Below are 21,725 nucleotides of genomic sequence, written 5' to 3'. Positions count from 1 at the left end.
GGGCTGACGAGGATTTTCGATGCGCTACGCCATCTACTTCACCCCCCAACAGGACGAAAAATTGGCGCGGATCGCCGCCAACTGGCTGGGCCGTGACCCGTTCGGCGCCGCGACGCGACCGGTGGAGGCGGTGGGCGATTTGTCGGCGGCGGAAGTCGCCTTCCACACCGCATCGGCACGGCGCTATGGTTTTCACGCAACGCTGAAAGCCCCTTTCCGGTTAGCGGCCAACGAAACCGAAGCCTCGTTGCGCGCAGCGCTCGACGCCTTTGCCGAGGCGACGCCCGTTGTGATGATCCCGCGTCTCGTCGTCAGCCAGATCGACGGTTTCTTCGCACTGGTGCCGGAGGCGCCATTGCCTCCGCTCAATCGCTTCGCCGATGATGTGGTGCGCGATTTCGACCGCTTTCGCGCGCCGTTGACGGAGGCCGAGATCGAGCGGCGCAGCCCGGACTCGCTGAAGCCGGGCGAATTCCGCAATCTCTGCCAATGGGGCTATCCTTACGTCTTCGAGAGCTTCCGCTTTCACATGACGCTGTCCGGCAGGGCCGGGCCACAGGAAAGCCCTCGTCTTCGCCTGGCAATCGAGGGCCTGTTCGCCGAGGTGCTGCGCCAGCCGGTTCCGGTGGACGCGCTGACGTTGTTCATCGAGCCCGAACCCGGCGCCCCGTTCATGGTGCTTTCCCAGCACGCGCTCGGGCGCCGTCCGGCCAGAAAAACCGCCTGAAGCAACAAGCCGTAAAGGCGAGAAAAAACCAAGGACTGCCTGAAATGACCGCCGACACCATTCTGAGCAACGCCCGCATCGTTCTTGCCGACGAGATCATCGACGGTTCGCTCGTGATGCGTGACGGTCTGATCGCCGACATATCCGCCGGCGCCGTGCGAGCCGGCGAGGACATGGCTGGCGACTTCATCATTCCGGGACTGGTCGAGCTGCACACCGATCACCTGGAAGGCCACTATGCGCCGCGGCCGAAGGTGCGGTGGAACCCGATCGCCGCCGTGCTCGCCCATGACGCGCAAGTGGCGACCGCCGGCATTACCACCGTGCTCGATGCCTTGCGTGTCGGCATGGACGAGGATGCCGATCTCAACGCCGCCGACATCCGCAAGCTCGCCGATGCGATCGAGGACAGCCGGCGGATGGATCGATTGCGGGCCGACCATTTCATCCATCTACGCTGCGAGGTCTCGGCGCCGGATTGCCTCAGGGCCTTCGCCAATTTCGAGACGGACGAACGGGTGAAGCTCGCCTCGCTGATGGACCATGCGCCAGGCCAGCGCCAGTTCGTCAACCTCGAAACCTATGCCTACTACTATCAACGCAAGCTGAAGCTGACCGATCGCGATTTCCAGAAATTCTGTGAGAAGCGGATGGGCGAATCGGCCCGGAATTCGGGGGCGAACCGCGTCTTCATCGCCGCCGCCTGCCACGAGCGCGGCATCGTGCTTGCGAGCCATGACGATGCGACGACGGGCCATGTCGACGAAGCCATCGAGCAAGGCGTGCGCGTTGCCGAATTCCCAACCACCGAGGAAGCCGCCAGGGCTTCGAAGGATGCAGGGCTCGGCGTGCTGATGGGCGCGCCCAATGTCATGCGGGGCGCCTCGCATTCGGGCAACGTCTCGGCGCGCACGCTGGCCAGCGACGGCCTGCTCGACATATTGTCGTCCGACTACATCCCCTTCAGCCTGATCCAGTCCGCCTTCTTTCTCGGCGACGTCGTCGATAGCATTTCCCTGCCGCAGGCGGTGGCAATGGTGTCCAAGAACCCGGCCGAGGCCGTCGGTCTTTCCGATCGCGGCGTCATCGAAGAGGGCCGCCGGGCCGACCTGGTGCGCGTGCGCCTCGACGACCACGTTCCAGTGGTGCGCACGGTCTGGCGGCAGGGGCGGCGGGTCGCGTGATGGCTTCGGCATTGATCGAGCGTGAACTGTCGGCCGAGGCGTTTCCGATACGCGACGGCGTCTTCGTTGCCGTGGTGGGCCCGAGCGGCGCCGGCAAGGATACGATCATCGGCCATGCCAAGGCGCTTTTCGCCGACGAGCCGCGGCTGGAGTTCGTGCGCCGCGTCATCACCAGACCGAGCGACACGGCAAGCGAGGATCACGACACGCTGGCCGATGCCGCCTTCATCGAGGCCGAAGCCGACGGCGCCTTCGCCGTTTCCTGGGAAGCGCACGGCCTGCGCTACGGCCTGCCGGCCGAGGTCGATTGGGCAGTGGCCAACGGCCATGTCGCTGTCGCCAACGTATCGCGTGCGATCATCCCTGCCTTGCGAAAGCGCTATGCCAACCTGGCCGTCGTCGAGATCACCGCTTCGCCCGATGTGCTGGCCGGGCGGCTGGCGATGCGTGGCCGCGAGTCGCGCGGGGAGGTTCTGGCACGCCTGGCGCGAAGCGCCCCTATGACGCTCTCCGGACCCGGCGTCACCTCGATCGACAATAGCGGTTCGCGCGAAGCGGCAGGCGAGCGCTTTGCCGAGGTGCTGCGCAAGACGATGGCATTCTCCGACATGTCGGGGCGGATCGACTAAAGGTGTCGATGGTCAGGTGGCGCCCGCCTGACCTGAATATCGAATGCGCCTTCGTTTTATGCCGCGTGCCGGTCGTGATCGGCACGACGCGTGCCGGCCAACGGCGTTGCCGAAGGTTGTGTCGGCGCGTCCAGAACCGCGACGTGATGGCGGTACACCATTTCCCAGCCTTTCCAGCCGGTAAACAGCAGGATGCAGACAACGATCAATGAAAGCAGCACTCCCCATGGGCGAACTGCCGCTTCGGCGCCTTGGCTGTAGCGAAGATAGAAATTGATCAGCGCCAGAACGACGGCGGTCAAATTGCCGACCATGTGGTACCAGGCGTCCGTCAGGGCGCGGATGCGCGGCTCGCTCAGGAAATCGATAAAGCCGGCAATCGCCGCCAGGAGAGCCATGACGATGGCTGCTCCAATCAGCCACATCGACGCGCGTGCCCAAAAGGCGTCGGCAGTCCCCCAGAACATCAAATCGGTGAGAAACGCGCCGACAAGGAACGCGACAGGAAAGGGAATGAGCATCGGATGGATGGGATGACCTCCCACCTTGGCGGTGCTTAGCGGATTCGCGGCCATGACAATGCCTCCGAATAGAAAAGCTTTGAACAACGCCCAGATAGGGGTTTCGTTCCAATCCGGATGGAAGCTCGCAAGACCGTTTTCGCGATGCCGCCCCCCTTTTGCACTCAAGTCACTTGGGGCCGCACAGATACGGCCGACAACAGATCGAGCGGAATTGCGGGGCGGGCGAGATAGAGCGGCGTTATCTTTCGACGGCCACGGCGGACGGCGGCTTTTTGCCCCTGACTATTCCGCCGCTGCCCCGGCGATGCTCTTGCGGCTGGCGTCGACCATGCGCCGCCGCGCGCGGAACACGCCCCACTGCTGGTCGATCAGCACGCCGATGAGGATGACGCCGCCCATCACCGCGAAGTTGAGCGAGGACGGGATGCCGAGCAGATTGACGAGGTTCTGCAGCTCCTGCAGCAGCACGGTGCCGAGGATGACGCCGATCAGCGAGCCCTCGCCGCCGCGCAGCGAGAAGCCGCCGAGCACGGCCGCGGCAATGGCGTAAAGCTCGTAGAACTGGCCGTGGCTGGCCGGCGAGATGGATCGCGTGTACATGGCGAAATAGATCGCCGACAGCGCCGTCAGTACCCCGCAGATGACGTAGGCGGCCATGACGACACGCCCGGTGCGGATGCCGGAATATTTCGCCGCTTCCTCGTTCTTGCCGATGGCGTAGAGATAGCGGCCGAACACCGAGCGGTGCAGCACCACCCACATGACGATGGCGATGACCATCAGCGCGAAGAAGGAGTTCGGCACGCCCCAGGAGCGGCCGGCGGTCAAGAATTCGAGCTCCGGGAAATTCTGGCCGAAGGCGAAGCCGGCGGTGCCGTCGGCGGTGTAGAAGCGGGCGACGCCGCGATAGATCAAAAGGCCGCACAAGGTCACCACGAAGGGCTGCAATTTGAGCCGCGTGATCAGCCAGCCATGCGCCAGGCCGATGATGGCACCGAGCACCAGGATGAGTACGAAGGCCAGCGGCCATTCCATGCCGCGCACGGCGATGAAGTCGATGAACAGCGTTCCCAGCAGCGCCACCAGCGAGCCGACCGACAATTCGATGCCGCCGGTGATGATGACGAAGGCCTGGCCGATCGACAGGATGCCGAACAGTCCGATCAGGTTCGAGGTGTTGGCGAGATTGATAGGCAGCAGGAAGCGCGGATTGATGATGGCGACGATGGCGCCGACCACCAGGATCAGGATCAGCAGGCCGAGATCTTTCTTGCTCATCATCTTCTCCCCAATGCCGGCCCGAGCGCTTCCGCGGCGCGGCGGCAGAATTATTTCGGCTGCTTGCCTACCGCCAGCAGCAGCACGTTTTCCTGGCTGAACTGGTCCTTGTCCAGAATGCCCGAGATCTGGCCCTCATGCATGACGGCGATGCGGTCGGACACGCCGATCACCTCCTCCATGTCGCTGGAGATCATCAGCACGGCGACGCCGGCGTCGGCCAGCGCACGCATCAGCCCGTAGATCTCCGCCTTGGCGCCGATGTCGATGCCGCGCGTCGGCTCATCGAGGATCATCACCTTGGGGTTCATCGCCAGCCATTTGGCCAGCACGACCTTCTGCTGGTTGCCGCCCGACAGCGTGCCGGTGCGCGTCTGCACCGAGGGCGCCTTGATGCCGAGATCTTTTTTCTGCTTCTCGGCGGTTGCCGTTTCGGCGCTGGTCGACACCAAGGAGCGCTTGGCATGCGCCGGCAGGTTGGGCAGCGAAATGTTCTGGGCGATCGAAAGGTCGAGCAGGATGCCGGTCAGCTTGCGGTCCTCCGGCACTAGGAAGATGCCGTGCGCGACGGCATCGGCCGCCGAGCCCAGGGCGAGCGGCTTGCCGGCGAGCTCGAGCGTGCCGCCAAGGCTGCTTTCGATGCCGAAGAACACCCGCGCCAGCTCGGTGCGGCCGGAACCGACAAGGCCGGCAAGGCCGAGGATTTCACCGCGCCTGACGTCGAGATCTACCGGGCGGCCGGGATAGGTCGGGGTGCGGATGGCCTTGGCCGACAGGGCGACGGCGCCGGGGGCGCGGGCCGCCTCGGAAGCCTTCTCGCGCTCCTTCAGCATGCGGCCGATCATCAGCTTGACCATCTGGTCGTGGTTGATGTCGCGCTTGGGCAAGGTGCCGGCCAGCATGCCGTCGCGCAGCACGATGACGCGGTCGGCGACGCGCTCGACCTCGTGCAGGCGATGCGAAATGAAGATGACGCTGATGCCGTCCGCCTTCAGCGCCCTGATGACGTCGAGCAATTTGTCGGTCTCGGCGATCGGCAGGCTCGACGTCGGTTCGTCGAGGATGACCAGCCTTGCCTTGATCGACAGCGCCTTGGCGATCTCGACCATCTGTTGCTGAGCGAGCGACAGTTCGGCGACGGGCGTGTCGGCGGAGAAATTGGCGCCGACGCGCTTCAGGAGCGGCGCCACCATGGCGCGCAGCCTGGCGCGATCGACGAGCCTGAGCGGCCCGGCGCGCAGCGGTTCGCGGCCGAAGAAGATGTTGGCAGCGACGTCGAGATTCTCGAACAGGTTGAGTTCCTGGTGGACGAAGGCGATGCCGGAGCCAAGGCTGCCCTCGACGCTCAGGCCGTCATGGGCGGTGCCGTCGACGGTGACGGTGCCGCTGTCCGGCCGCGTCACGCCGCCGAGGATCTTCATCAAGGTGGATTTGCCGGCGCCGTTCTCGCCGACGAGACCGATGACCTCGCCCGGCCTGACCTCCATCGAGAAGCCATCGAGCGCTACGACGCCCGGATAGGTCTTGCGCACGTTCTCGAGGCTGAGGAACGCGGTGGTCGCGGCGATGGATGTGTCGGAATAATTCATCATGCCTGACAGCGTTGGCGGGCCGACCTCTTGGCAGACTGACTGGCCTCGAAGGGTTCGTCAATGCGAGAGCAGCCGGCTCAAGCGACGTTGAGCCGGCTGAACTGCCTTCGGTCTTAGTTTCCAGCCATCGCCTTCAGATTGGCGGCGTAGGCGTCGACGTCATCCTTGCCGATGATCTTGGTCGGGATGATGATGAGGCCGTCGGCCGGGATGCCCGACTTGTCGCCCTTGAGATAAAATGCCATCAGCTTCATGCCCTGATAGGCCCACTCGAAGGGCTGCTGCACGACGGTGGCGGCAATGGTGCCTTCCTTGACGCCGCCCAGGGTGATCGGATCGTCATCGAAGCCGACGACGGTGATCGAGCCGAGCTTGCCGGCATCGCGCAGCGCTTCATAGATGCGCGGCGTGTTGTAGGAGTAGAAGCCGACCATGCAGGTGACGTCGGGGCTGGCGACAAGCGCGTCCTCGACGTTCTTCTTGGCGCGGGCCTGGTCGATGTCGTCGCCGCGCACGTCGACGAGCTCGATCTTGGTGCCGGCCAGGCCATCCTTCATGCCCTGGATGCGCTCCTTGGCATTGTCGGCGCCGAGCAGGCCGACGAAGCCGAGGCACTTGCCGCCATCCGGCATCGCCTTCTTGGCGATTTCGGCCGCCTGCTTGCCGGCATCGACATTGGACGAGCCGATATAGGCGACGCGCTTGGTCTGCGGAGCGTCGCTGTCGGTGGTGAACAGCGCCGTTTCCGAGGCGATCTTGTTCAGCCCGTCGGTAGAGGTCTTGGGATCGACGGCCGAAACCATGATGCCCTTGACGCCGGCGGTGACCAGATCGTCCATCAGCCGCTGCTGGATGGCGACCGAGGACTGCTCGGGATATTTCAGCTCGAGATTGTAGTCGGGCAGTTCGCCCTGCGCCTTCTTGACGCCGGCTTCGGCCGCCTTCCAGAAGTCGGAAGCGCCGTTGACGACGAAGGCCAGCGTCGGCTTGTCGTCGGCGCGCGCGATCGTGCTCGCCGTCAGGCCAAGCAGCAGCGCCGCGGTGGCCACGGATGCATTGCGTATCAAGGATTTCATGTTCAACCTCCCGTTTTGGCCGGTCGTCGGACCGGCCGATCCTGCACTTGTCTGATTTGCCGTTCGCGGCTTGGACGCCCTCCTCCTCAAGGGTTCCCGGCACTGAAGATGGCGTCGTTCCAGCCACGGCGACGGACTTTAGAGACTCATCCCCCGTTCGTAAATAGTCCGATTTGTCTGACATATCACATGTCCGCGACAAGGCTTCGCGGGGTACTATCCGCTTGCCATCGGGCCATTCGCATGCACCGCGCCCCAGGGAAAACGGACGCGACGGACCGACGTTACAGCGCATTTTCGTATTAGTAAACGGTATTAGTTGCGTTCGATGGCGACCGCGCCGGCGGTGACGCCGTTGGCTTTGCCGAGAACGCAAGGGCTTGGCGCAAAAGGGATAATCGGCTCATATGCTGTGATTTTAAGCTGCCCGAGCCCCTTAGCCAGTAGACCGGTCGCCCGCTAATAGATATAAGTCGGCCGATATTTCTATAAACCGGCGCGGCCTTGATGGTCGCCGGGCAGGCCGGACAGGCCGGGGAACACGAACAGCATGAGCGAGACCACCGATATCCCGACGGCAAGGCGCCGCAAGGCGCCGGTGAAGCCCAAGGGCCGGGTCACCATGACCGACATTGCGCGCGCCGCCGGCTGCTCGCAGGCGACTGTTTCCTTCGTGCTCAACAATTCGCCTGGCATAAAACTGTCGCGACAGACGCGCGAGCGGGTGATCGAGGCGGCGCGGGCGCTGGGCTATAGTGCGCCGGCCTTTTCGGCGCTGAAGGCGCCGGCCGCCGCCTTCGACGGGCTGGACGGAGTGATCGGCTTCGCCGTCGACCAGCTCGCCACCAGCCCGGAAGCCGTCGTCGCCATCGAGGGCGCGCGCCAGGCCTCGTGGAACGCCGGCAACGTGCTTCTGGTGGCGCAGACCATGGGCGACGCCGTGATGGAGCCGCGCGCCATAGAGGCGCTGACCAGGCGGGGCATTTCGGCGCTGATCTACATGACCATCTTCACCCGCGAGATCACGGCGCCCGATTTCCTCTACAGCCTTGACATCCCGGTGATCCTGCTCAACTGCTACACGTCGGATTACGCCTTCCCCGCCGTGGTGCCCTCCGAGATCGCCGGCGGCCAGAACTCCACCCGGCACCTGATCAGCCATGGCCACCGCCGCATCGCCACCATCACCGGCGAGCCCTGGATGCAGGCGGCGCAGGACCGCCTGAAAGGCTACCGCCGCGCGCTTGCCACCGCCGACATCCCTTTCGATCCCGAACTGGTGGTCGAGGGCGACTGGTCGGCAAGTGCTGGCTATGCCGCGACCGTCAAGCTCCTGGCGCTGAAGGACCGCCCGACCGCCATCTTCTGCCAGAACGACCGCACCGCGATCGGCTGCTACGAAGCGCTGAAGGAAGCCGGCCTGCACATCCCGCAGGACATCTCCGTGGTCGGCTACGACGACGAGGAAATCGCCAGGCATCTGTTCCCGCCGCTGACCACCTCGATCCTGCCGCATATGGCGATGGGCCAATGGGCGATCGAACAGCTCGAGGCGCCAGCGACGGTGAGACGGGGGCGCTATCCCATCACCAAGCTGGAATGTCCGCTGGTGGAGAGGGAGAGCGTGCGGGCCGTGGCAGGCTGACCGACCGGCGGACAAGGCAAGCATTTTGAGTGATGAAAGCCGGCGCCGCGAGCGCCGGCCGGCCACGGACTTTCCCGTCGGACTTTTCCGCTGTCGGGCCAGCCAGGCGTGCCCTTTCAATTGGCACAGCAAGTGGTCTGGCCGCCGGCCCCGAGGCCGCGAAGGCCTGAAAAATGCCGGCCAGCGACGCCGCGAGAGCCCTATTGCGCCAATGTTCGAGGACATTTGTTCCAAGCGCGGCGTGTTGGTTGAACAGACTGGGTTGCAGGCATAGCCTTGGGTCGTCCACCGGGGCTCGCCTCGAGCTTGCGGGGGCAACAGGCGGCGGATCGCGGCGTGCCGCTGATCGAGGAGACTAACATGCAGCTCGAACAATCCCTTGCCGGCATGCGCCGGCGCGACCTTCTCAAAATGATCGGCATCACGGCGGGCAGCGCCGCAATGTACCAGGCCATGACCAGCATGGGGCTGGCGGCAGAGTCCGATTACAAGGGACCGATCAAGCTCGAAGGCGACCCGAAGGGCGCTTCGGTGCTCGTCCTGGGCGCCGGCCTGGCCGGCATGCTGGCGGCCCTGGAACTGCGCCAGGCCGGCTACAAGGTGAAGATCCTCGAATACAATGCCCGCGCCGGCGGCCGCAACTGGACGATACGCGGCGGCGACACCGTTACCGAACTTGGCGGCTACACGCAGAAATGCGAGTTCGACGAGGGGCTCTACCTCAATCCCGGCCCCTGGCGCATCCCTTACCATCACAACGGGCTGTTGGCCTACTGCCGGAGGCTCGGGGTGACGCTGGAGCCGTTCCAGCAGACCAATCACAACGCCCTGCTGCACTCGACCGAGGCCTTCGGCGGCAAGCCCAAGCGCGTGCGCGAGATCGAGACCGACTTCAAGGGCCACACGTCGGAGCTGCTGGCCAAGGTGGCCAAGAAGGGCCAGCTGGAAGGGCTCGTCTCCAAGGAGGACCAGGAGGTGCTGCTCGAGGCGCTGCAGTCCTGGGGGGCGCTGGACAAGGACTACAGCTACAAATCCAGCCTCGCGACCGCCGAGTTCCGCGGCTACGAGAAGGAGCCGGGCGGCGGCATCGGCGCCGAGCCGGTGGCGGGTCAGATCATCGGCGCGTCCGACGTATTGAATTCGCGCCTGTGGGGCAGCCTCGCCAACTTCTCGCTCTACGAATTCCAGACCACCATGTTCCAGCCGGTCGGCGGCATGGGCAGGATCGGCGAAGCCTTCGCCAAGCAGGTCGGCGACCTCATCACCTACAATGCCAAGGTCACCAAGATCGCCCAGAACGACAAGGGCGTGACGGTGACCTATGAGGACGCGAAAAACCCCGGAACCGCCCAGGAAGCCAGCGCCGACTGGTGCGTGTGCACCATTCCGCTCACCATCCTTAGCCAGATCGAAATCCAGGTCGGCGGCGCCATGCAGGCGGCGATCGGGGCGGTGCCCTATGCGTCCTCGGTCAAGGTCGGCCTGCAGATGAAGCGCCGTTTCTGGGAGGAGGACGAATCGATCTTCGGCGGCGTCAGCTACACCAACTTGCCCATTTCGCAGATCTCCTACCCCAGCACCGGCTTCAACGCCGGCGGCAAGGGCGTGCTGCTCGGCTGCTACACATGGAACGGACCGAACTCCTACGAATTCACCGCCATGACCCCGCAGGAGCGCGTGCAGAAGGCGGTGGAATACGGCGCGCAGCTTCACCCGCAATACAAACAGGAGTTCGAGACCGGCGTTTCCTGGGCATGGCACCGCTCGCCCTTCACGCTTGGCTGCGCGGGCGACTGGACCGAGGAGGCGCGCAAGGAGCACTACGACAATCTGTGCCAGATCGACGGCCGCATCGTGCTGGCCGGCGAGCATGCCTCCTACATTCCCGCCTGGCAGGAGGGCGCGATCCTGTCCTCGCTCAACGCCATCACCCGCCTGCACCAGCGCGTCATGCAGGGATGAGGCCATGCCGATCCCTTCGTTCACCCCATATCCCGCGAGGCATCCCATCATGAGCAGCTCCTTCAAAAGACCCTGCGGTCTCATCGCCGCCATGGCCGCCGCCATGGCGTTCACGGCTCCCGGCGCGTTCGCCGATTCGGCCGGCGTCACGTTCAGCCAGGGCGATACTTTCACCGAAAAGGACGGCGCGGCGCTCTATGCCAATGTCTGCGCCGCCTGCCACCTGGACAAGGGGCAAGGCGCGGTCGGCGCCGGCCACTATCCGGCGCTGGCCAAGAACAAGAACCTGGAGACCGGCGGCTATCCCGTAAGCCTCGTCCTGCACGGGCAAAACGGCATGCCGCCGGTGGGGCAGATGATGAGCGACGACCAGGTCGCTGCCGTGGTCAACTATGTCAGGACGCATTTCGGCAACGACTACAAGGATGCCGTGACGGCGCAGGACGTGAAGGATGTCCGCTGATTGACGGATGTCGCCCGCTCATGCGGCAACGCAAACGGCGGCGGGCATTCCGGCGCTCGCCGCCCTCTCGAATGGAAGGAAACGGGTCATGAAACCATCGATCGGGAAATCATGGATTGGGGCCGCCGTGCTGGCGGCGGGAATGCTGGCGGCCGGCGCGGCCTTGGCCGACGACGTCGTTCGCCACAAGATTCCGAATTCGGATTTTCCGATCCTGCGCGCCGTCGAGGTGCCGGCCGGCAAGACCACGGTCTATCTCAGCGGCGCCGTGCCGTCGGTCATCGACGAGAAGGCCGACAAGGCGACGGTCGCCGCCTATGGCGACACCGAGGCCCAGACCGGCTCGGTGCTGAAGTCGATCGACAAGACGCTGGCCGATCTCGGCCTGAAGATGGGCGACGTCTTCAAGATGCAGGTCTTCCTGGTCGGCGATCCCGCCAAGGGCGGCAAGATGGATTTTGCCGGCTTCATGAAAGGATACACGAAGTTTTTCGGCACCAAGGACCAGCCGAACCTGCCGACGCGTTCGGTGGTGCAGGTCGCGGGCCTCGCCGGTCCCGGCTTCCTGGTCGAAATCGAAGTGACCGCCGTGCGGCCCTGAAGGCTCCTGAATGGCGCTCATCGGACCGCGCCGGACTGATTTCTTCGACTGCTCTGTAACGCTGATCCAGTGGAATGGAGGGCTGATGGAGGCGCGGGCCGGGGACCAGGCACCCCCCGAAAGGCGGAGCTGGGCGATGTTGACCCGCCAGTGAGGGCTAAACCGCGCGGAGCCCACGCCCATGCACTAGCCATTCGTCGAAGGCAGGTTGCGCGATCGCGGACGGAAAACCGCCTCACGCTTTTCCCGGAATTGCCCTAGCCTCGCCTCTTCAGCGCAGGGAGAGCGAGATGACCTCAAGTTTCACCGTTCATGACGCCAGCGGATATGAGCAGCTCATGGGCCGCTGGAGCCGCAAGCTCGCGCCCAAATTCATCGACTTCGCCGGGCTTGCCGGTGGCGAAAAGATCCTCGACGTCGGCTGCGGCACCGGCAGCCTGACATTCGAGCTGGCCAAATCCGCCGACCTCGCGGCGATCGCGGCAATCGACTTTTCGCCCGTCTTCGTCGAGGCGGCGAAGCGGCGCAACACCGACCCGCGCATCGAAATCCAGCAAGCCGACGCCACCGCCTTGCCGTTCGCCGACGATGGTTTCGACCGCGCGCTGGCGCTGCTCGTGCTCCACTTCGTGCCGGAGGCAGGCAAGGCGGTGGGCGAGATGCGCCGCGTGGTGCGGCCGGGCGGCGTGGTGGCGGCCGTCGTGTGGGACCATCTCGGCGGCATGCCCGGCATGCGCATGATGATCGACACGGTGGCCGCGCTCAGCGACGGCGGACGCCAGATGCGCAGCCGCTATTGCTTCCAGCCGATGATGCAGCCGGGCGAAATGAAGCGGACTTTTGTCGAGCAGGACCTGGCCGATGTGACCGAAACCGAGCTGATGATCCGCATGGACTACCGGGACTTCGACGACTATTGGGCGCCGATAGCGGCCGGCGAAGGTCCGCTCGGCAAATACATGATGACGCTCGATCCAGCCGAGCGGACGCGCAGCGAGGCCGCCGTCCGCGATGCCTACGAGGCCGGCCGGCCGGATGGGCCGCGGTCGTTCGCGAATGTTGCCTGGGCCTGCAGGGGCGTGGTGCGGTAGGGGGCGCCGAAGAACCGCCCATCCGCCATCTTCCGCCCAGGCCGGTCTCCATGAAGACGCACCGGCACTATTGCGGCAGACCGGCGGCCTGCAGCGCCTCGCCGAGGCATTGCGCCAGCGCCGGGGCGCAGTGCACGGCGGCGAACTGCCGGCCGTAGCGAAACGTCGGGTGCAGCTCACGCACCCGCGCCGCCGCCGCCGTCGCCTCTTCCAGCCGGCCGAGCTTGGCCAGGGCGGCGGCCAGTTGCACATAGGTGATGCTGTGGGCGGGATTGGCCTGAACGGACCTGTATGCGGCGCGGCAGGCCTCGTCATAGCGGCCGCGCAGCAGATGGCTCATCGCCTGCGCGTCGAAGGCGGCGAAAGCCCAGGGATCGAAGGGGCTCAGCCGCATCCCGCGCTCGCTCCACGCGATGGCCTGCTCCGCTTCGCCGCTCCAGCCGAGAATGACGCTGCCCAGAATGTAGGTCAGGGCGGATGACGGGCTGACGGCGAGCGCGGCTTCCAGGGCGGTGAAGGCAGCCTTGCGGTCATGTCCATCCATGCCGATCGAAAACCCCGCAAGGGTAAGCGCCGAGGCGTCGTCCTGCCCGTGCAGGATGGCCAGGCGGGCGTGGCGTACCGAAGCCTCGCGATCGGCTTCCTGCAGGCCGGCGCGAAGGAACAGGCAATGGTGGCACATGGCGGCGTTGCCATGGGCAAGCGCATAGGTCGGCTCGAGTTCGATGGCGCGTTCGAGCAGCACGAGCGCCTGCGCCACCCGCTCGGGCATGCCGGAATCCACGTCCGGCTGGGCGCGCAGCACGAGGTCGTAGGCATCGAGACTGTTGGGGCGCTTGCGCCTCACCCTCTCGATTTCGACACGCCGCAGGCTGGGCGCGATCGCGCCGACGGCCGCCAGCGCGATCTCATCCTGGAGCGCGAAAATATCGGCGGAGGCGCGGTCGAAGCGCTCGGCCCATATGTGGGCGCCGGTCGAGGTGTCGATCATCTGGCCGGTGACGCGCACGCTGCCGCCGGCCCTGCGCACGCTGCCTTCGAGCACATAGTGGACGCCGAGCTCGCGGCCGACCTGCTTCACGTCCACCGCGCGCCCTTATAGGTGAAGGAGGAGTTGCGCGCGATGACGAACAGCCAGTTGATGCGCGCCAGGCCGGTGATGATGTCGTCGACGATGCCGTCGGCGAAATAATCCTGTTCGGGATCACCGCTGAGGTTCGAGAACGGCAGAACCGCGATCGAAGGCTTTCCGGGCCATGTCAGCGTTGCCGCCTCGGGGCCCAGGCCACCGATCGCGACCTCGGGCCCGACATAGCGATAGCCGTGCCGCGGCAGCGTCTCGATCCAGCTTCCGCCGCCGGCCGTGCTCTCCAGCATGCGCCTGGCCGCCGCGATCTGCACCGTCAGATTGCTGTCCTCGATCGCTTGGCCCGGCCATGCGGCGTCGATCAGCGCCTGCTTGGGAACCGGCTTGCCCGTGCGTTCGACGAGCAGCGCCAGCAGCGCGACGGCCCGTTGGCCGAGCGGCGTCGGCTGGTCGCCGTGGAACAGGATCCCGGCTTCGCCGTCGATGCGAAAGGGGCCAAAGGCGAGGCTCGTTGCCATTCCCGAAGGAGATACCGTTTGCAATCTTTTCGCAATGATTTCGCAACGGCTTCACGACTGGCCGGCTCGATCGAGGCATCCTGTGCCGGTGGCTGCGGGAAAAGCAGCGAACCGATGGAGGATCAAATGAGCGCCGCGCCTGTTATCCGGATGCCCGACGAGAACAAGGGGGTCATGCTGCGTGGCCAGCCGATGGTGTTTCTCGTCACCGGTGGGGATACCAGACACACGAGCATGTTCGACTGGACCATACCGGCCGGCTTCGCCACCGGCCTGCATGTCCATCGCGTGCAGGAAGAGACCTTCTATGTGCTTGACGGCGAATGTGTCTGGTACGTGGGCGGAAAGGTGATCCGGGCGACGCCTGGCACCTTCCTGTTCATTCCGCCTGGCGTGCAGCACAACATCACCAATGTCGGCGAAAGACCGGCCCGCGTGCTGATGACCGTCTCGCCGCCCGGGCATGAGCACTATTTCGAAGAGCTTGCCAGGCTCGCCGCAAAGGGCTCCCCGGATCCGAAGGCGCTCGCCGAACTGCGGAACCGCTACGACACCGACCAGATTTCTACTCTGACTGCGAGTGCATAGGCGTCGTTGGTACGTAGGCGTCTGCTTCCGGCGCAAGCGGGCCTCCGGCGCCCGCGATGTCACGGCAAAGATGACCTCTACGCTGAGAGGCGGCCGTCCGAGGCGGAGAACCCTCCATCTGGTTCGACAGATTTTCAACCCCGGCGAAGCAGTGAATTGAGAACATACACAGAACAAAGGATTGCATCTGGGAAAGATCATGACATTATGTCTCAATCCTTCCCAGCGAGATGATTCGAGGTTCCTTTATGTCCGAATTTAATGATCTGCTCCGTCAGAGTGGACTGACAAGAGACGAAGCTGCGGAAGAACTAGGAGTTTCGGCGCGTACTATCAGACGATACGAGTCGGGAGAGACGCAGGCGAGACCTCGCGATCTGAGAGTGCTAAAAGGCCTTATCGCGGCAGGCGCCAGACCGCTCACCAAACCGATGGCTGTACCGTTCCGCTTCATTGATCTGTTTGCAGGCATTGGTGGATTGCGAATCGGTTTCGAAAGCATCGGCGGCAGATGCGTTTTCACATCAGAATGGGATCAAGGTGCGCGCACGACCTATTCACTGAATTTCCGGGACAATCACGAGCTGGGCGGAGACATTCGGGAGTACTCAAAAGAACCGGGTAAAATACCGGATCATGATGTGCTTCTTGCGGGTTTTCCCTGCCAGCCCTTCAGCATCGCTGGTGTTTCAAAGAAAAATTCCCTAAATAGACCGCACGGGTTTCTTTGTGACACTCAGGGAACATTGTTTTTTGACGCCGCCCAGATCATTGCACACCACAGACCCAAGGCATTTGTTCTAGAAAACGTTAAGAATCTTGAGAGCCATGATGGCGGGACGACGTTCCGGACAATCGTCAATGTCCTCAGAAACGAACTTGGCTATCAAGTCCAGCATCGCGTGATCAGTTCGGAACCGTGGGTTCCTCAAAAACGCGAACGCATATTCATTGTAGGCTTCCGGGAGCAGTCGGAGTTCGATTTCGATGCCCTTGAAGTTCCAAATGCGAAGATGGGACCTAAGCTAAATGACATTCTTCAGCCTCACGAGGAGGTTGACCCGAAATATACTCTCACGCCACGTCTTTGGCAGTACCTTCAGGACTACAGAGCGAAACATCAGGCAAAGGGTAACGGGTTTGGTTACAGCCTGTTCGGCCCAAACGATGTCGCACGCACATTGTCAGCCAGATACTACAAGGATGGCTCGGAGGTCCTGATCGAGCAGCCTGGAAAAAGGCCGCGCCGCCTCACTCCTCTGGAATGTGCTCGACTTATGGGGTTCGAAAGAGACGACCGCCATTGGCGGATCGAGGTTTCTGACACGCAGGCTTATCGCCAGTTCGGCAACGCGGTTGTGGTTCCGGTCGTTGAGTTTATAGCGAAGGCCATCGAACCGCATATCCGCAACGCAATCGGGCGGACCGAGCAAGCTGCGCGCCAGCCGCATATCGTGCCAACTATCACTCGCCCAGATCGCGGTGCGGTGGCGGCTTGATGCCCGACATAGTGTCACCCGATGTTCGCAGCCGTATGATGGCGGGCATCCGCGGCGCAAATACAAAGCCGGAATTGACCTTGCGTCGTGCGCTCCACGCTGCCGGGTTCCGATTCAGGCTACATGACCGCTCACTGCCTGGAAAGCCGGATATCGTTCTACCCCGCTATCACGCAGTCCTGTTTGCGCATGGTTGCTTCTGGCATGGGCATGACTGCCACCTGTTTCGCATGCCATCTACCCGGCCAGAGTTTTGGTCTGAGAAAATCGCGCGGAACCGGGAGGTCGACCAAAGGGCAAATAATGACTTAAGCACGGCCGGCTGGCGGGTTGGCATCGTATGGGAATGCAGCCTCAAGGGTCGTACACGCAGGGACATCGCCGAGGTGACAAGCTTTTGCGCTAACTGGTTGCGTGGAAGCGACCCGCGACTTGAAATACGAGGCATTTGAATGACCATAAGTCGGGGGCTGCTTTCCGAGCATTTCGAGGGTGTGGCCGTCAAGCGACTCGCTGCCGTCGATGCCAATCCGGAGTCGTCCAACCAGCATGAAGTAACAGGGTCAGAGCCACTTCTCAGAATCCTCGGCAGCGAGGATCGCAAGTTTCCCAAGGGTGAGACCGATGACCGCTTCTCCGCCACCTACATCTGGCTTGGCGGAGAGCAGGAAGCCTTGTCGGAGGAAGGCTTTCTTTCCTGGTACGACTCCCGCAGGAACCAGCCGAAGCGAAGTGCTGAATGGCGACTCTACTACCAGAGCAATGCCGTTACGGAACTGATGAAACCGGGCGATGTCCTGTTTCTTGCGCGGAAGGCGGACGGCCATATCCTCTTCATCGTCACACCGGACGGAAGCACCATTAGGAATCAGCTGCTTTGGCTCTTCGGCTTGGGCGAGCAGATAAGCATGACGTTTGAGTCGCAGGAAATTGGCGATGGCAAAGATGCCGAGCTGGATTTCGCGGCCCGGTACATTCTTGATGAGATTGGCATTGAACTCGAAGAGAAAGAGGCCGACAAGCTGGACGGTCTTATTGAGAAGTTTGGACAAAAATTTCCAACCACCAGCGTTCTTTCCGGTCTGGCACGTTCGTCGCTTCCGGGGGTCAACGCGGCGGATGATCCGGACGACGCGCTGCTTTTGTGGATGGAGCGCGAGGAGCAGCTTTTCCGCCGACTTGAGAGGCGGATCGTTGCCGAGCGCATCGCGCAGGGCTTCTCCTTGGACGACGGTGCCGATGTGGATGGTTTCATCGCATTCTCGCTGAGCGTTCAGAACCGCAGGAAATCCCGTGCCGGAGCCGCGCTGGAAAACCACATCGCCGCTGTGCTTGAGGCGAACAAGCTAAGATTCGCTCACGGGGTCGAGACCGAGAACAGAAACAGACCAGATTTCCTGTTTCCCGGGCAAGCTGAGTATCGGGAGCCTACCTTCCCGGCTGCACGCCTGACTATGCTAGGCTCCAAGTCCACTGTGAAGGATCGCTGGCGACAGGTTCTTTCGGAAGCTGTTCGGATCGAGCAGAAACACCTTCTCACCTTGGAGCCAGGTGTCTCCGAGAACCAAACGGATGAAATGCACGCTAAGCTGCTGCAGCTTGTTGTACCAAGAAAGTTGCATCAAACTTATAGGCCCGCACAACAGGCATGGCTGATCGACCTCTCCGCATTTATCGCACTAATCCGCGACCGACAATCCTAAGCACTGCGGCAAAGGGGCAGCCGTCGGAGGTGGCAATGTAAGTGTTTGATCGAGACCCTTTTTCTACCGCGCCATCAAGCGTATCGTAAACGGTGAGGGCGATAGATATTGGCCTTCCAAGATTCTATTAATCGCTTTGGCGTCCCGTTGAAGCAACTCGAAGATTTTGAAAAGATGGCTGCGCAGACAAAACTTTCCTTCCGACCACGTGCACGGATCATTCGGACCATCGGCGACCAACTAATAAGCGGCCCCGAAGCGGCCGTTATTGAACTGGTCAAGAATTCGTATGACGCTGACGCATCAATGGTTGAGGTCAAATTTGTCCCCCCCCTAAAGTCGGGCGGTGGCCGCATTATTGTATCTGACGATGGACATGGAATGGCGCTCGAAGTGATCTCTGAGCGCTGGATGGAACCTGCAACGTCATCAAAGCTTTCGCAGCGGCGATCCCCCAAGGGCAGGATAATGATGGGCTCCAAGGGCATCGGGAGGTTTGCAGCGGCGAAACTAGGGCGGAAAATGTCGCTCTTGAGCACTGTCCGAGCAGAGACAAAAAACCGAGAGGTGTTGATCCCCGAAATCGACTGGGATGAATTCAGCGGCGATCGGTACCTGTCAGAAGTTGAAATTGACTATCTTTCGCAGGAAACTCCGCGGCCAACAGGCACGGTAATTGAGATTAGAGAATTTACAGAAGCATGGAGTGAGGCTTCAACAACCCGACTTTTGCTGGAACTTCGCCGCCTGGTCTCGCCGCTATCTCCGAACGAACAAGAGTCCTTCAAAATCTACTTGGACCTTTCGGAGTGTACGCTGGCAACGGCGGAGTTCGATGGTAAGAGTCTCATGGAGACTGCCTTCGGGGAATCCGATGGCAAGAGCTATAAAGGAAAGGAGGCTTTCAGGGTTCGCCCATACCCGCTACTCACCGTTTCCGACTACGAGCTAAGCGGCCACTTCAATCTTGATGGCGGGTTCGATGGTTTTTTCACAAACAAGCGGGCAGGTTTAGCCCCCCAGGCAATCATACTCGACCCAATTCCAGATCAGGAAGGCGGCGCACCAGGTCCCTTCGATGTTCGCCTGTATCTTTTTGATCGCGAGGCGGAGGCCATCAAAAGCAACATGCGTCGCTCGGGATTGGGAGAGCTTTCCGCCCGAGAGGCTCGACACATTCTGGACGAGATAGCCGGTGTGGCGATCTACCGAAATGGTTTCCGGGTTCGCCCCTACGGTGACCGAGAAAGTGACTGGCTCCTTCTCGACCGCAGGCGTGTACAAGACCCTTCACGACATATCGGGCACAACCAAGTCGCGGGCTATGTCACGCTATCAGATCACGAAAATCTGGCTTTGATCGAGCGCAGCAGCCGTGAGGGTTTCGAGGAAAATACTGCTTTTCGCCGACTTCAGGATTTGCTCATCCGTTTGCTTACGGAAGTCGCCGAACCACGCCGGCAGCAATTTCGCGAGCAAACTGGCCTCTCACGCAAACGGACCGGGTCATTCACTGAGGCCAGAAAGCAAGCCGAACTCAAAAGGATTCGAAAGGAGATCATCCCACTTTTAGCAGAAAAGGAACGCGCTGCGGCAGAGCTGATACTTGCGGATGAAGCTGCCCAACTCGCCCAGCAAATCGATCAGTTGGAGGATCGCCAGAGAGTCTTAGAGGCTGGCTCTTCGCTCGGCGCTATCGTTGGGGAGGTTTTGCATGAAGGATCGCCCTTGGCGGCATACATGACAGAGGCGGCAGGTGCCCTGCATAGTGCAATTGCCCGCCTCCAGGTTGCGAAGTATTCTGAAGAATTAAAGCAAGGCTGGGCCTCCAGAACTCAGAAAATGGAAAAAACGGGCAATCAACTTGTTGCTCTGTTCCGCAACCTAAGACCGCTTGCCGGAGGTAAAAGGAAGCACCCAGAACATTTCAATCCTTTTCCTATAATTGAGGCAACGATTGATTTGTTCCGCTCACACCATGGTGTCGAATTCAAGGTGGAAAATCCGGACAAAATTCATTCCGTGCTGGGCTATCGACAGGACCTGTCAGCAGCTCTTCTCAACCTGGTCGGAAATTCTATCTTCTGGCTTGAGGAGCACGATGTCAGCGCCGCAACAATCCTGATCAAATTACGTCGCAGCGAGGACGGAATTCGCCTGTTTGTAGAAGACAATGGGCCTGGGATTCCCGACGAATTTGTTCCATCAATTTTTGACGTAGGGTTTTCTCTCAAGCCAGAAGGTACTGGTTTGGGGCTCAATATTGCGCGCGAGGCTCTTGCTAGGTCCGGTGCTGTACTGTCATATCATCCCGACTTTAAGCAAGGTGCTAAGTTCGAAATTCTCTATCCAACGGAACTTACCGATAATGACTATGCTGGTTCTGCTCGTTGAAGACGATGCCCTCGCGGTTGAGCGATTCCAAGAAGCGCTCGATTTATGGAACGAACAGCATACCGAGCAACTGTTCCAAATGTACCATGCGGCGAGTGTGGAGAGCGCGAAGCAACATCTTGGGACCTATCGCTTTGACGGCGCGATGGTCGATCTACGCATTCCACGCAACGGCCCCGGCCAAGTGAATGCGGACGGCGGGAATTCAATTACTAACTTTATCCTGGAAGAGCGAGCGATGCCGCTTGCTATCATCAGTTCCAATTTGGAGGAGTTGGACCAAACGATTGCCCTCAGGCCACACATTAGGCAGTTTAACAAAGGCGACGTAGGCGTTTATGCTGGCGCGGTTGGGTGGCTCGGAGAGCAATGGAGGATGATGGAAGTAGTCCGCAGCGCGAGACGAACGATGGAACAATCCGCCGCAGAAGTATTTACCAAGCGGCTTTGGCCGCAGTGGAGTGATTTGTCCGCGGGTGCAGATTTCGCCACCATTACCGCCATCATCTCTCGCCAGTATGCTTCCCATCTTGCGGAATATTTGGGCTTGGATACCCCAGATGCTGTTGCATGGCATCCGTACGAGACCTACATATCACCTTCCTTTTATGAGGGCAGAGCTCATACAGGAGATATATTCCATATTGAGGATGAGCATTGGGTTGTCCTGACGCCTCAATGTGATATGTCCACTCAAAAAGTAAATACTGTCATATTGGCTAAATGCGAAAAAGGTATCGACAATTGGGCGGAAAATATTTCCACTATACATGGGAATTCGCCTGATATACAGAAACTAAAGTCGAATCACTTTTTGCTTGGGTACATAAACCAAAACTTGCCTGCGAGCAGGCATTTTCTGCCTCCTTTGCCGCGCAGTGATATCCCATTGCTGGTGGATTTTGGATCACTCAAAGCTATGTCGATGCAAGAGATCAATGGTCGGTTGGCTGAGAGATTGTTATCAATCGCTCCCACTTTTCTCATCAACCTAACTCAGCGGTTCGGCGCATACATAAGTCGGACAGGCCAACCTAACTTAGATCCCCTGCTGTTTCAGGCTGCTGTCTGACTTACTAGCGCTTTGTGCCCTTCCCGAGAGATGGGTGACAGTTCATTCCGGATAGATGGGTTACACTTTCGGCCCTTTGCAAGGAGAGCAAG

18 protein-coding genes and 1 pseudogene are annotated in these 21,725 nt (G+C 61.5%); 14 read left to right on the top strand and 5 right to left on the bottom strand.

What is annotated here, in order from left to right; genetic code table 11:
* Window positions 1-19: 19 nt before the first annotated feature.
* The 3 genes from FJ490_RS30340 to phnN are packed head-to-tail and all read left to right on the top strand — an operon-like array spanning window position 20 to window position 2,540.
* Window positions 20-727, top strand: coding sequence for a DUF1045 domain-containing protein (locus FJ490_RS30340; RefSeq protein WP_140491270.1), 708 nt, complete (start codon window positions 20-22; stop codon window positions 725-727).
* A gap of 44 nt (window positions 728-771) precedes the next feature.
* Window positions 772-1,911, top strand: a complete 1,140-nt coding sequence (locus FJ490_RS30335; protein WP_140729474.1) for an alpha-D-ribose 1-methylphosphonate 5-triphosphate diphosphatase — start codon at window positions 772-774, stop codon at window positions 1,909-1,911.
* Window positions 1,908-2,540 (top strand): phosphonate metabolism protein/1,5-bisphosphokinase (PRPP-forming) PhnN, encoded by a 633-nt coding sequence (gene phnN, locus FJ490_RS30330; protein ID WP_181165336.1) that lies wholly within the window; start codon window positions 1,908-1,910, stop codon window positions 2,538-2,540. The genes FJ490_RS30335 and phnN overlap by 4 nt, the downstream gene beginning before the upstream one ends.
* A 56-nt stretch (window positions 2,541-2,596) precedes the next feature.
* On the opposite strand, the gene FJ490_RS30325 is transcribed toward phnN, so the two are convergent.
* From FJ490_RS30325 to FJ490_RS30310, 4 genes are all read right to left on the bottom strand, one after another.
* Window positions 2,597-3,115 (bottom strand): DUF2231 domain-containing protein, encoded by a 519-nt coding sequence (locus FJ490_RS30325; protein ID WP_140729472.1) that lies wholly within the window; start codon window positions 3,113-3,115, stop codon window positions 2,597-2,599.
* Window positions 3,116-3,346: 231 nt separating this feature from the next.
* Window positions 3,347-4,342 carry an ABC transporter permease gene (locus tag FJ490_RS30320; protein WP_140491276.1) on the bottom strand — a complete coding sequence of 332 codons (996 nt, stop codon included), beginning with the start codon at window positions 4,340-4,342 and terminating at the stop codon, window positions 3,347-3,349.
* Between the two features lie 50 nt (window positions 4,343-4,392).
* The gene (locus tag FJ490_RS30315) at window positions 4,393-5,931 is read right to left on the bottom strand and encodes a sugar ABC transporter ATP-binding protein (RefSeq protein WP_140729491.1); all 1,539 of its coding nucleotides are present in this window, start codon (window positions 5,929-5,931) and stop codon (window positions 4,393-4,395) included.
* Window positions 5,932-6,047: 116 nt separating this feature from the next.
* Complete coding sequence (locus FJ490_RS30310) at window positions 6,048-7,010, bottom strand: sugar-binding protein (RefSeq protein ID WP_140729471.1); 963 nt, start codon at window positions 7,008-7,010, stop codon at window positions 6,048-6,050.
* Window positions 7,011-7,560: 550 nt separating this feature from the next.
* On the opposite strand from FJ490_RS30310, the gene FJ490_RS30305 reads away from it, so the two are divergent.
* The 5 genes from FJ490_RS30305 to FJ490_RS30285 all read left to right on the top strand — a co-directional run bounded on the left by FJ490_RS30305 (window position 7,561) and on the right by FJ490_RS30285 (window position 12,772).
* Window positions 7,561-8,655 carry a LacI family DNA-binding transcriptional regulator gene (locus tag FJ490_RS30305; protein ID WP_181165335.1) on the top strand — a complete coding sequence of 365 codons (1,095 nt, stop codon included), beginning with the start codon at window positions 7,561-7,563 and terminating at the stop codon, window positions 8,653-8,655.
* A gap of 360 nt (window positions 8,656-9,015) precedes the next feature.
* Window positions 9,016-10,617 carry a flavin monoamine oxidase family protein gene (locus tag FJ490_RS30300; protein ID WP_224681940.1) on the top strand — a complete coding sequence of 534 codons (1,602 nt, stop codon included), beginning with the start codon at window positions 9,016-9,018 and terminating at the stop codon, window positions 10,615-10,617.
* Between the two features lie 49 nt (window positions 10,618-10,666).
* The gene (locus FJ490_RS30295) at window positions 10,667-11,080 is read left to right on the top strand and encodes a cytochrome c (protein WP_140517716.1); all 414 of its coding nucleotides are present in this window, start codon (window positions 10,667-10,669) and stop codon (window positions 11,078-11,080) included.
* Window positions 11,081-11,168: 88 nt separating this feature from the next.
* Window positions 11,169-11,681 carry a RidA family protein gene (locus FJ490_RS30290; protein WP_140729470.1) on the top strand — a complete coding sequence of 171 codons (513 nt, stop codon included), beginning with the start codon at window positions 11,169-11,171 and terminating at the stop codon, window positions 11,679-11,681.
* Between the two features lie 290 nt (window positions 11,682-11,971).
* A complete protein-coding gene (locus FJ490_RS30285) occupies window positions 11,972-12,772 on the top strand; it encodes a class I SAM-dependent methyltransferase (protein ID WP_140729469.1) in 801 nt (266 codons plus the stop codon).
* Window positions 12,773-12,839: 67 nt separating this feature from the next.
* On the opposite strand, the pseudogene FJ490_RS30280 reads toward FJ490_RS30285, so the two are convergent.
* Window positions 12,840-14,377: pseudogene (locus FJ490_RS30280) on the bottom strand (winged helix-turn-helix domain-containing tetratricopeptide repeat protein).
* 126 nt (window positions 14,378-14,503) lie between these two features.
* Between FJ490_RS30280 and FJ490_RS30275 the strand changes: the two are divergent.
* The 6 genes from FJ490_RS30275 to FJ490_RS30250 all read left to right on the top strand — a co-directional run bounded on the left by FJ490_RS30275 (window position 14,504) and on the right by FJ490_RS30250 (window position 21,633).
* On the top strand, window positions 14,504-14,965 hold the full coding sequence (locus FJ490_RS30275) for a cupin domain-containing protein (protein ID WP_140729468.1): 462 nt from the start codon (window positions 14,504-14,506) through the stop codon (window positions 14,963-14,965).
* A 248-nt stretch (window positions 14,966-15,213) separates the two neighbouring features.
* Window positions 15,214-16,464, top strand: a complete 1,251-nt coding sequence (gene dcm, locus FJ490_RS30270; RefSeq protein ID WP_140729467.1) for a DNA (cytosine-5-)-methyltransferase — start codon at window positions 15,214-15,216, stop codon at window positions 16,462-16,464.
* Complete coding sequence (locus FJ490_RS30265; RefSeq protein WP_140729466.1) at window positions 16,464-16,916, top strand: very short patch repair endonuclease; 453 nt, start codon at window positions 16,464-16,466, stop codon at window positions 16,914-16,916. The genes dcm and FJ490_RS30265 overlap by 1 nt, the downstream gene beginning before the upstream one ends.
* Window positions 16,917-18,167, top strand: coding sequence for a type II restriction endonuclease (locus FJ490_RS30260; protein ID WP_210239485.1), 1,251 nt, complete (start codon window positions 16,917-16,919; stop codon window positions 18,165-18,167).
* A gap of 147 nt (window positions 18,168-18,314) precedes the next feature.
* Entirely contained in the window at window positions 18,315-20,561 is a 2,247-nt protein-coding gene (locus FJ490_RS30255; protein ID WP_140729465.1) for a sensor histidine kinase, read from the top strand.
* A complete protein-coding gene (locus FJ490_RS30250; RefSeq protein WP_140729464.1) occupies window positions 20,542-21,633 on the top strand; it encodes a response regulator in 1,092 nt (363 codons plus the stop codon). Before FJ490_RS30255 ends, FJ490_RS30250 begins: the two co-directional genes overlap by 20 nt.
* Window positions 21,634-21,725 lie beyond the last annotated feature (92 nt).

This window comes from Mesorhizobium sp. B2-5-11, from assembly GCF_006440835.1.
In the GTDB taxonomy this organism is placed as follows: Bacteria; Pseudomonadota; Alphaproteobacteria; order Rhizobiales; family Rhizobiaceae; genus Mesorhizobium.
This window is presented reverse-complemented; position numbering and strand designations above follow the sequence as displayed.

Bases quoted from the DNA above. Each gene is read 5' to 3' on its own strand.
- FJ490_RS30340 (WP_140491270.1), top strand. From the start codon at position 20: ATGCGCTACGCCATCTACTTCACCCCCCAACAGGACGAAAAATTGGCG.
- FJ490_RS30335 (WP_140729474.1), top strand. From the start codon at position 772: ATGACCGCCGACACCATTCTGAGCAACGCCCGCATCGTTCTTGCCGAC.
- FJ490_RS30325 (WP_140729472.1), bottom strand. From the start codon at position 3,115: ATGGCCGCGAATCCGCTAAGCACCGCCAAGGTGGGAGGTCATCCCATC.
- FJ490_RS30320 (WP_140491276.1), bottom strand. From the start codon at position 4,342: ATGAGCAAGAAAGATCTCGGCCTGCTGATCCTGATCCTGGTGGTCGGC.
- FJ490_RS30315 (WP_140729491.1), bottom strand. From the start codon at position 5,931: ATGAATTATTCCGACACATCCATCGCCGCGACCACCGCGTTCCTCAGC.
- FJ490_RS30310 (WP_140729471.1), bottom strand. From the start codon at position 7,010: ATGAAATCCTTGATACGCAATGCATCCGTGGCCACCGCGGCGCTGCTG.
- FJ490_RS30305 (WP_181165335.1), top strand. From the start codon at position 7,561: ATGAGCGAGACCACCGATATCCCGACGGCAAGGCGCCGCAAGGCGCCG.
- FJ490_RS30300 (WP_224681940.1), top strand. From the start codon at position 9,016: ATGCAGCTCGAACAATCCCTTGCCGGCATGCGCCGGCGCGACCTTCTC.
- FJ490_RS30295 (WP_140517716.1), top strand. From the start codon at position 10,667: ATGAGCAGCTCCTTCAAAAGACCCTGCGGTCTCATCGCCGCCATGGCC.
- FJ490_RS30290 (WP_140729470.1), top strand. From the start codon at position 11,169: ATGAAACCATCGATCGGGAAATCATGGATTGGGGCCGCCGTGCTGGCG.
- FJ490_RS30285 (WP_140729469.1), top strand. From the start codon at position 11,972: ATGACCTCAAGTTTCACCGTTCATGACGCCAGCGGATATGAGCAGCTC.
- FJ490_RS30275 (WP_140729468.1), top strand. From the start codon at position 14,504: ATGAGCGCCGCGCCTGTTATCCGGATGCCCGACGAGAACAAGGGGGTC.
- dcm (WP_140729467.1), top strand. From the start codon at position 15,214: ATGTCCGAATTTAATGATCTGCTCCGTCAGAGTGGACTGACAAGAGAC.
- FJ490_RS30265 (WP_140729466.1), top strand. From the start codon at position 16,464: ATGCCCGACATAGTGTCACCCGATGTTCGCAGCCGTATGATGGCGGGC.
- FJ490_RS30260 (WP_210239485.1), top strand. From the start codon at position 16,917: ATGACCATAAGTCGGGGGCTGCTTTCCGAGCATTTCGAGGGTGTGGCC.
- FJ490_RS30250 (WP_140729464.1), top strand. From the start codon at position 20,542: ATGCTGGTTCTGCTCGTTGAAGACGATGCCCTCGCGGTTGAGCGATTC.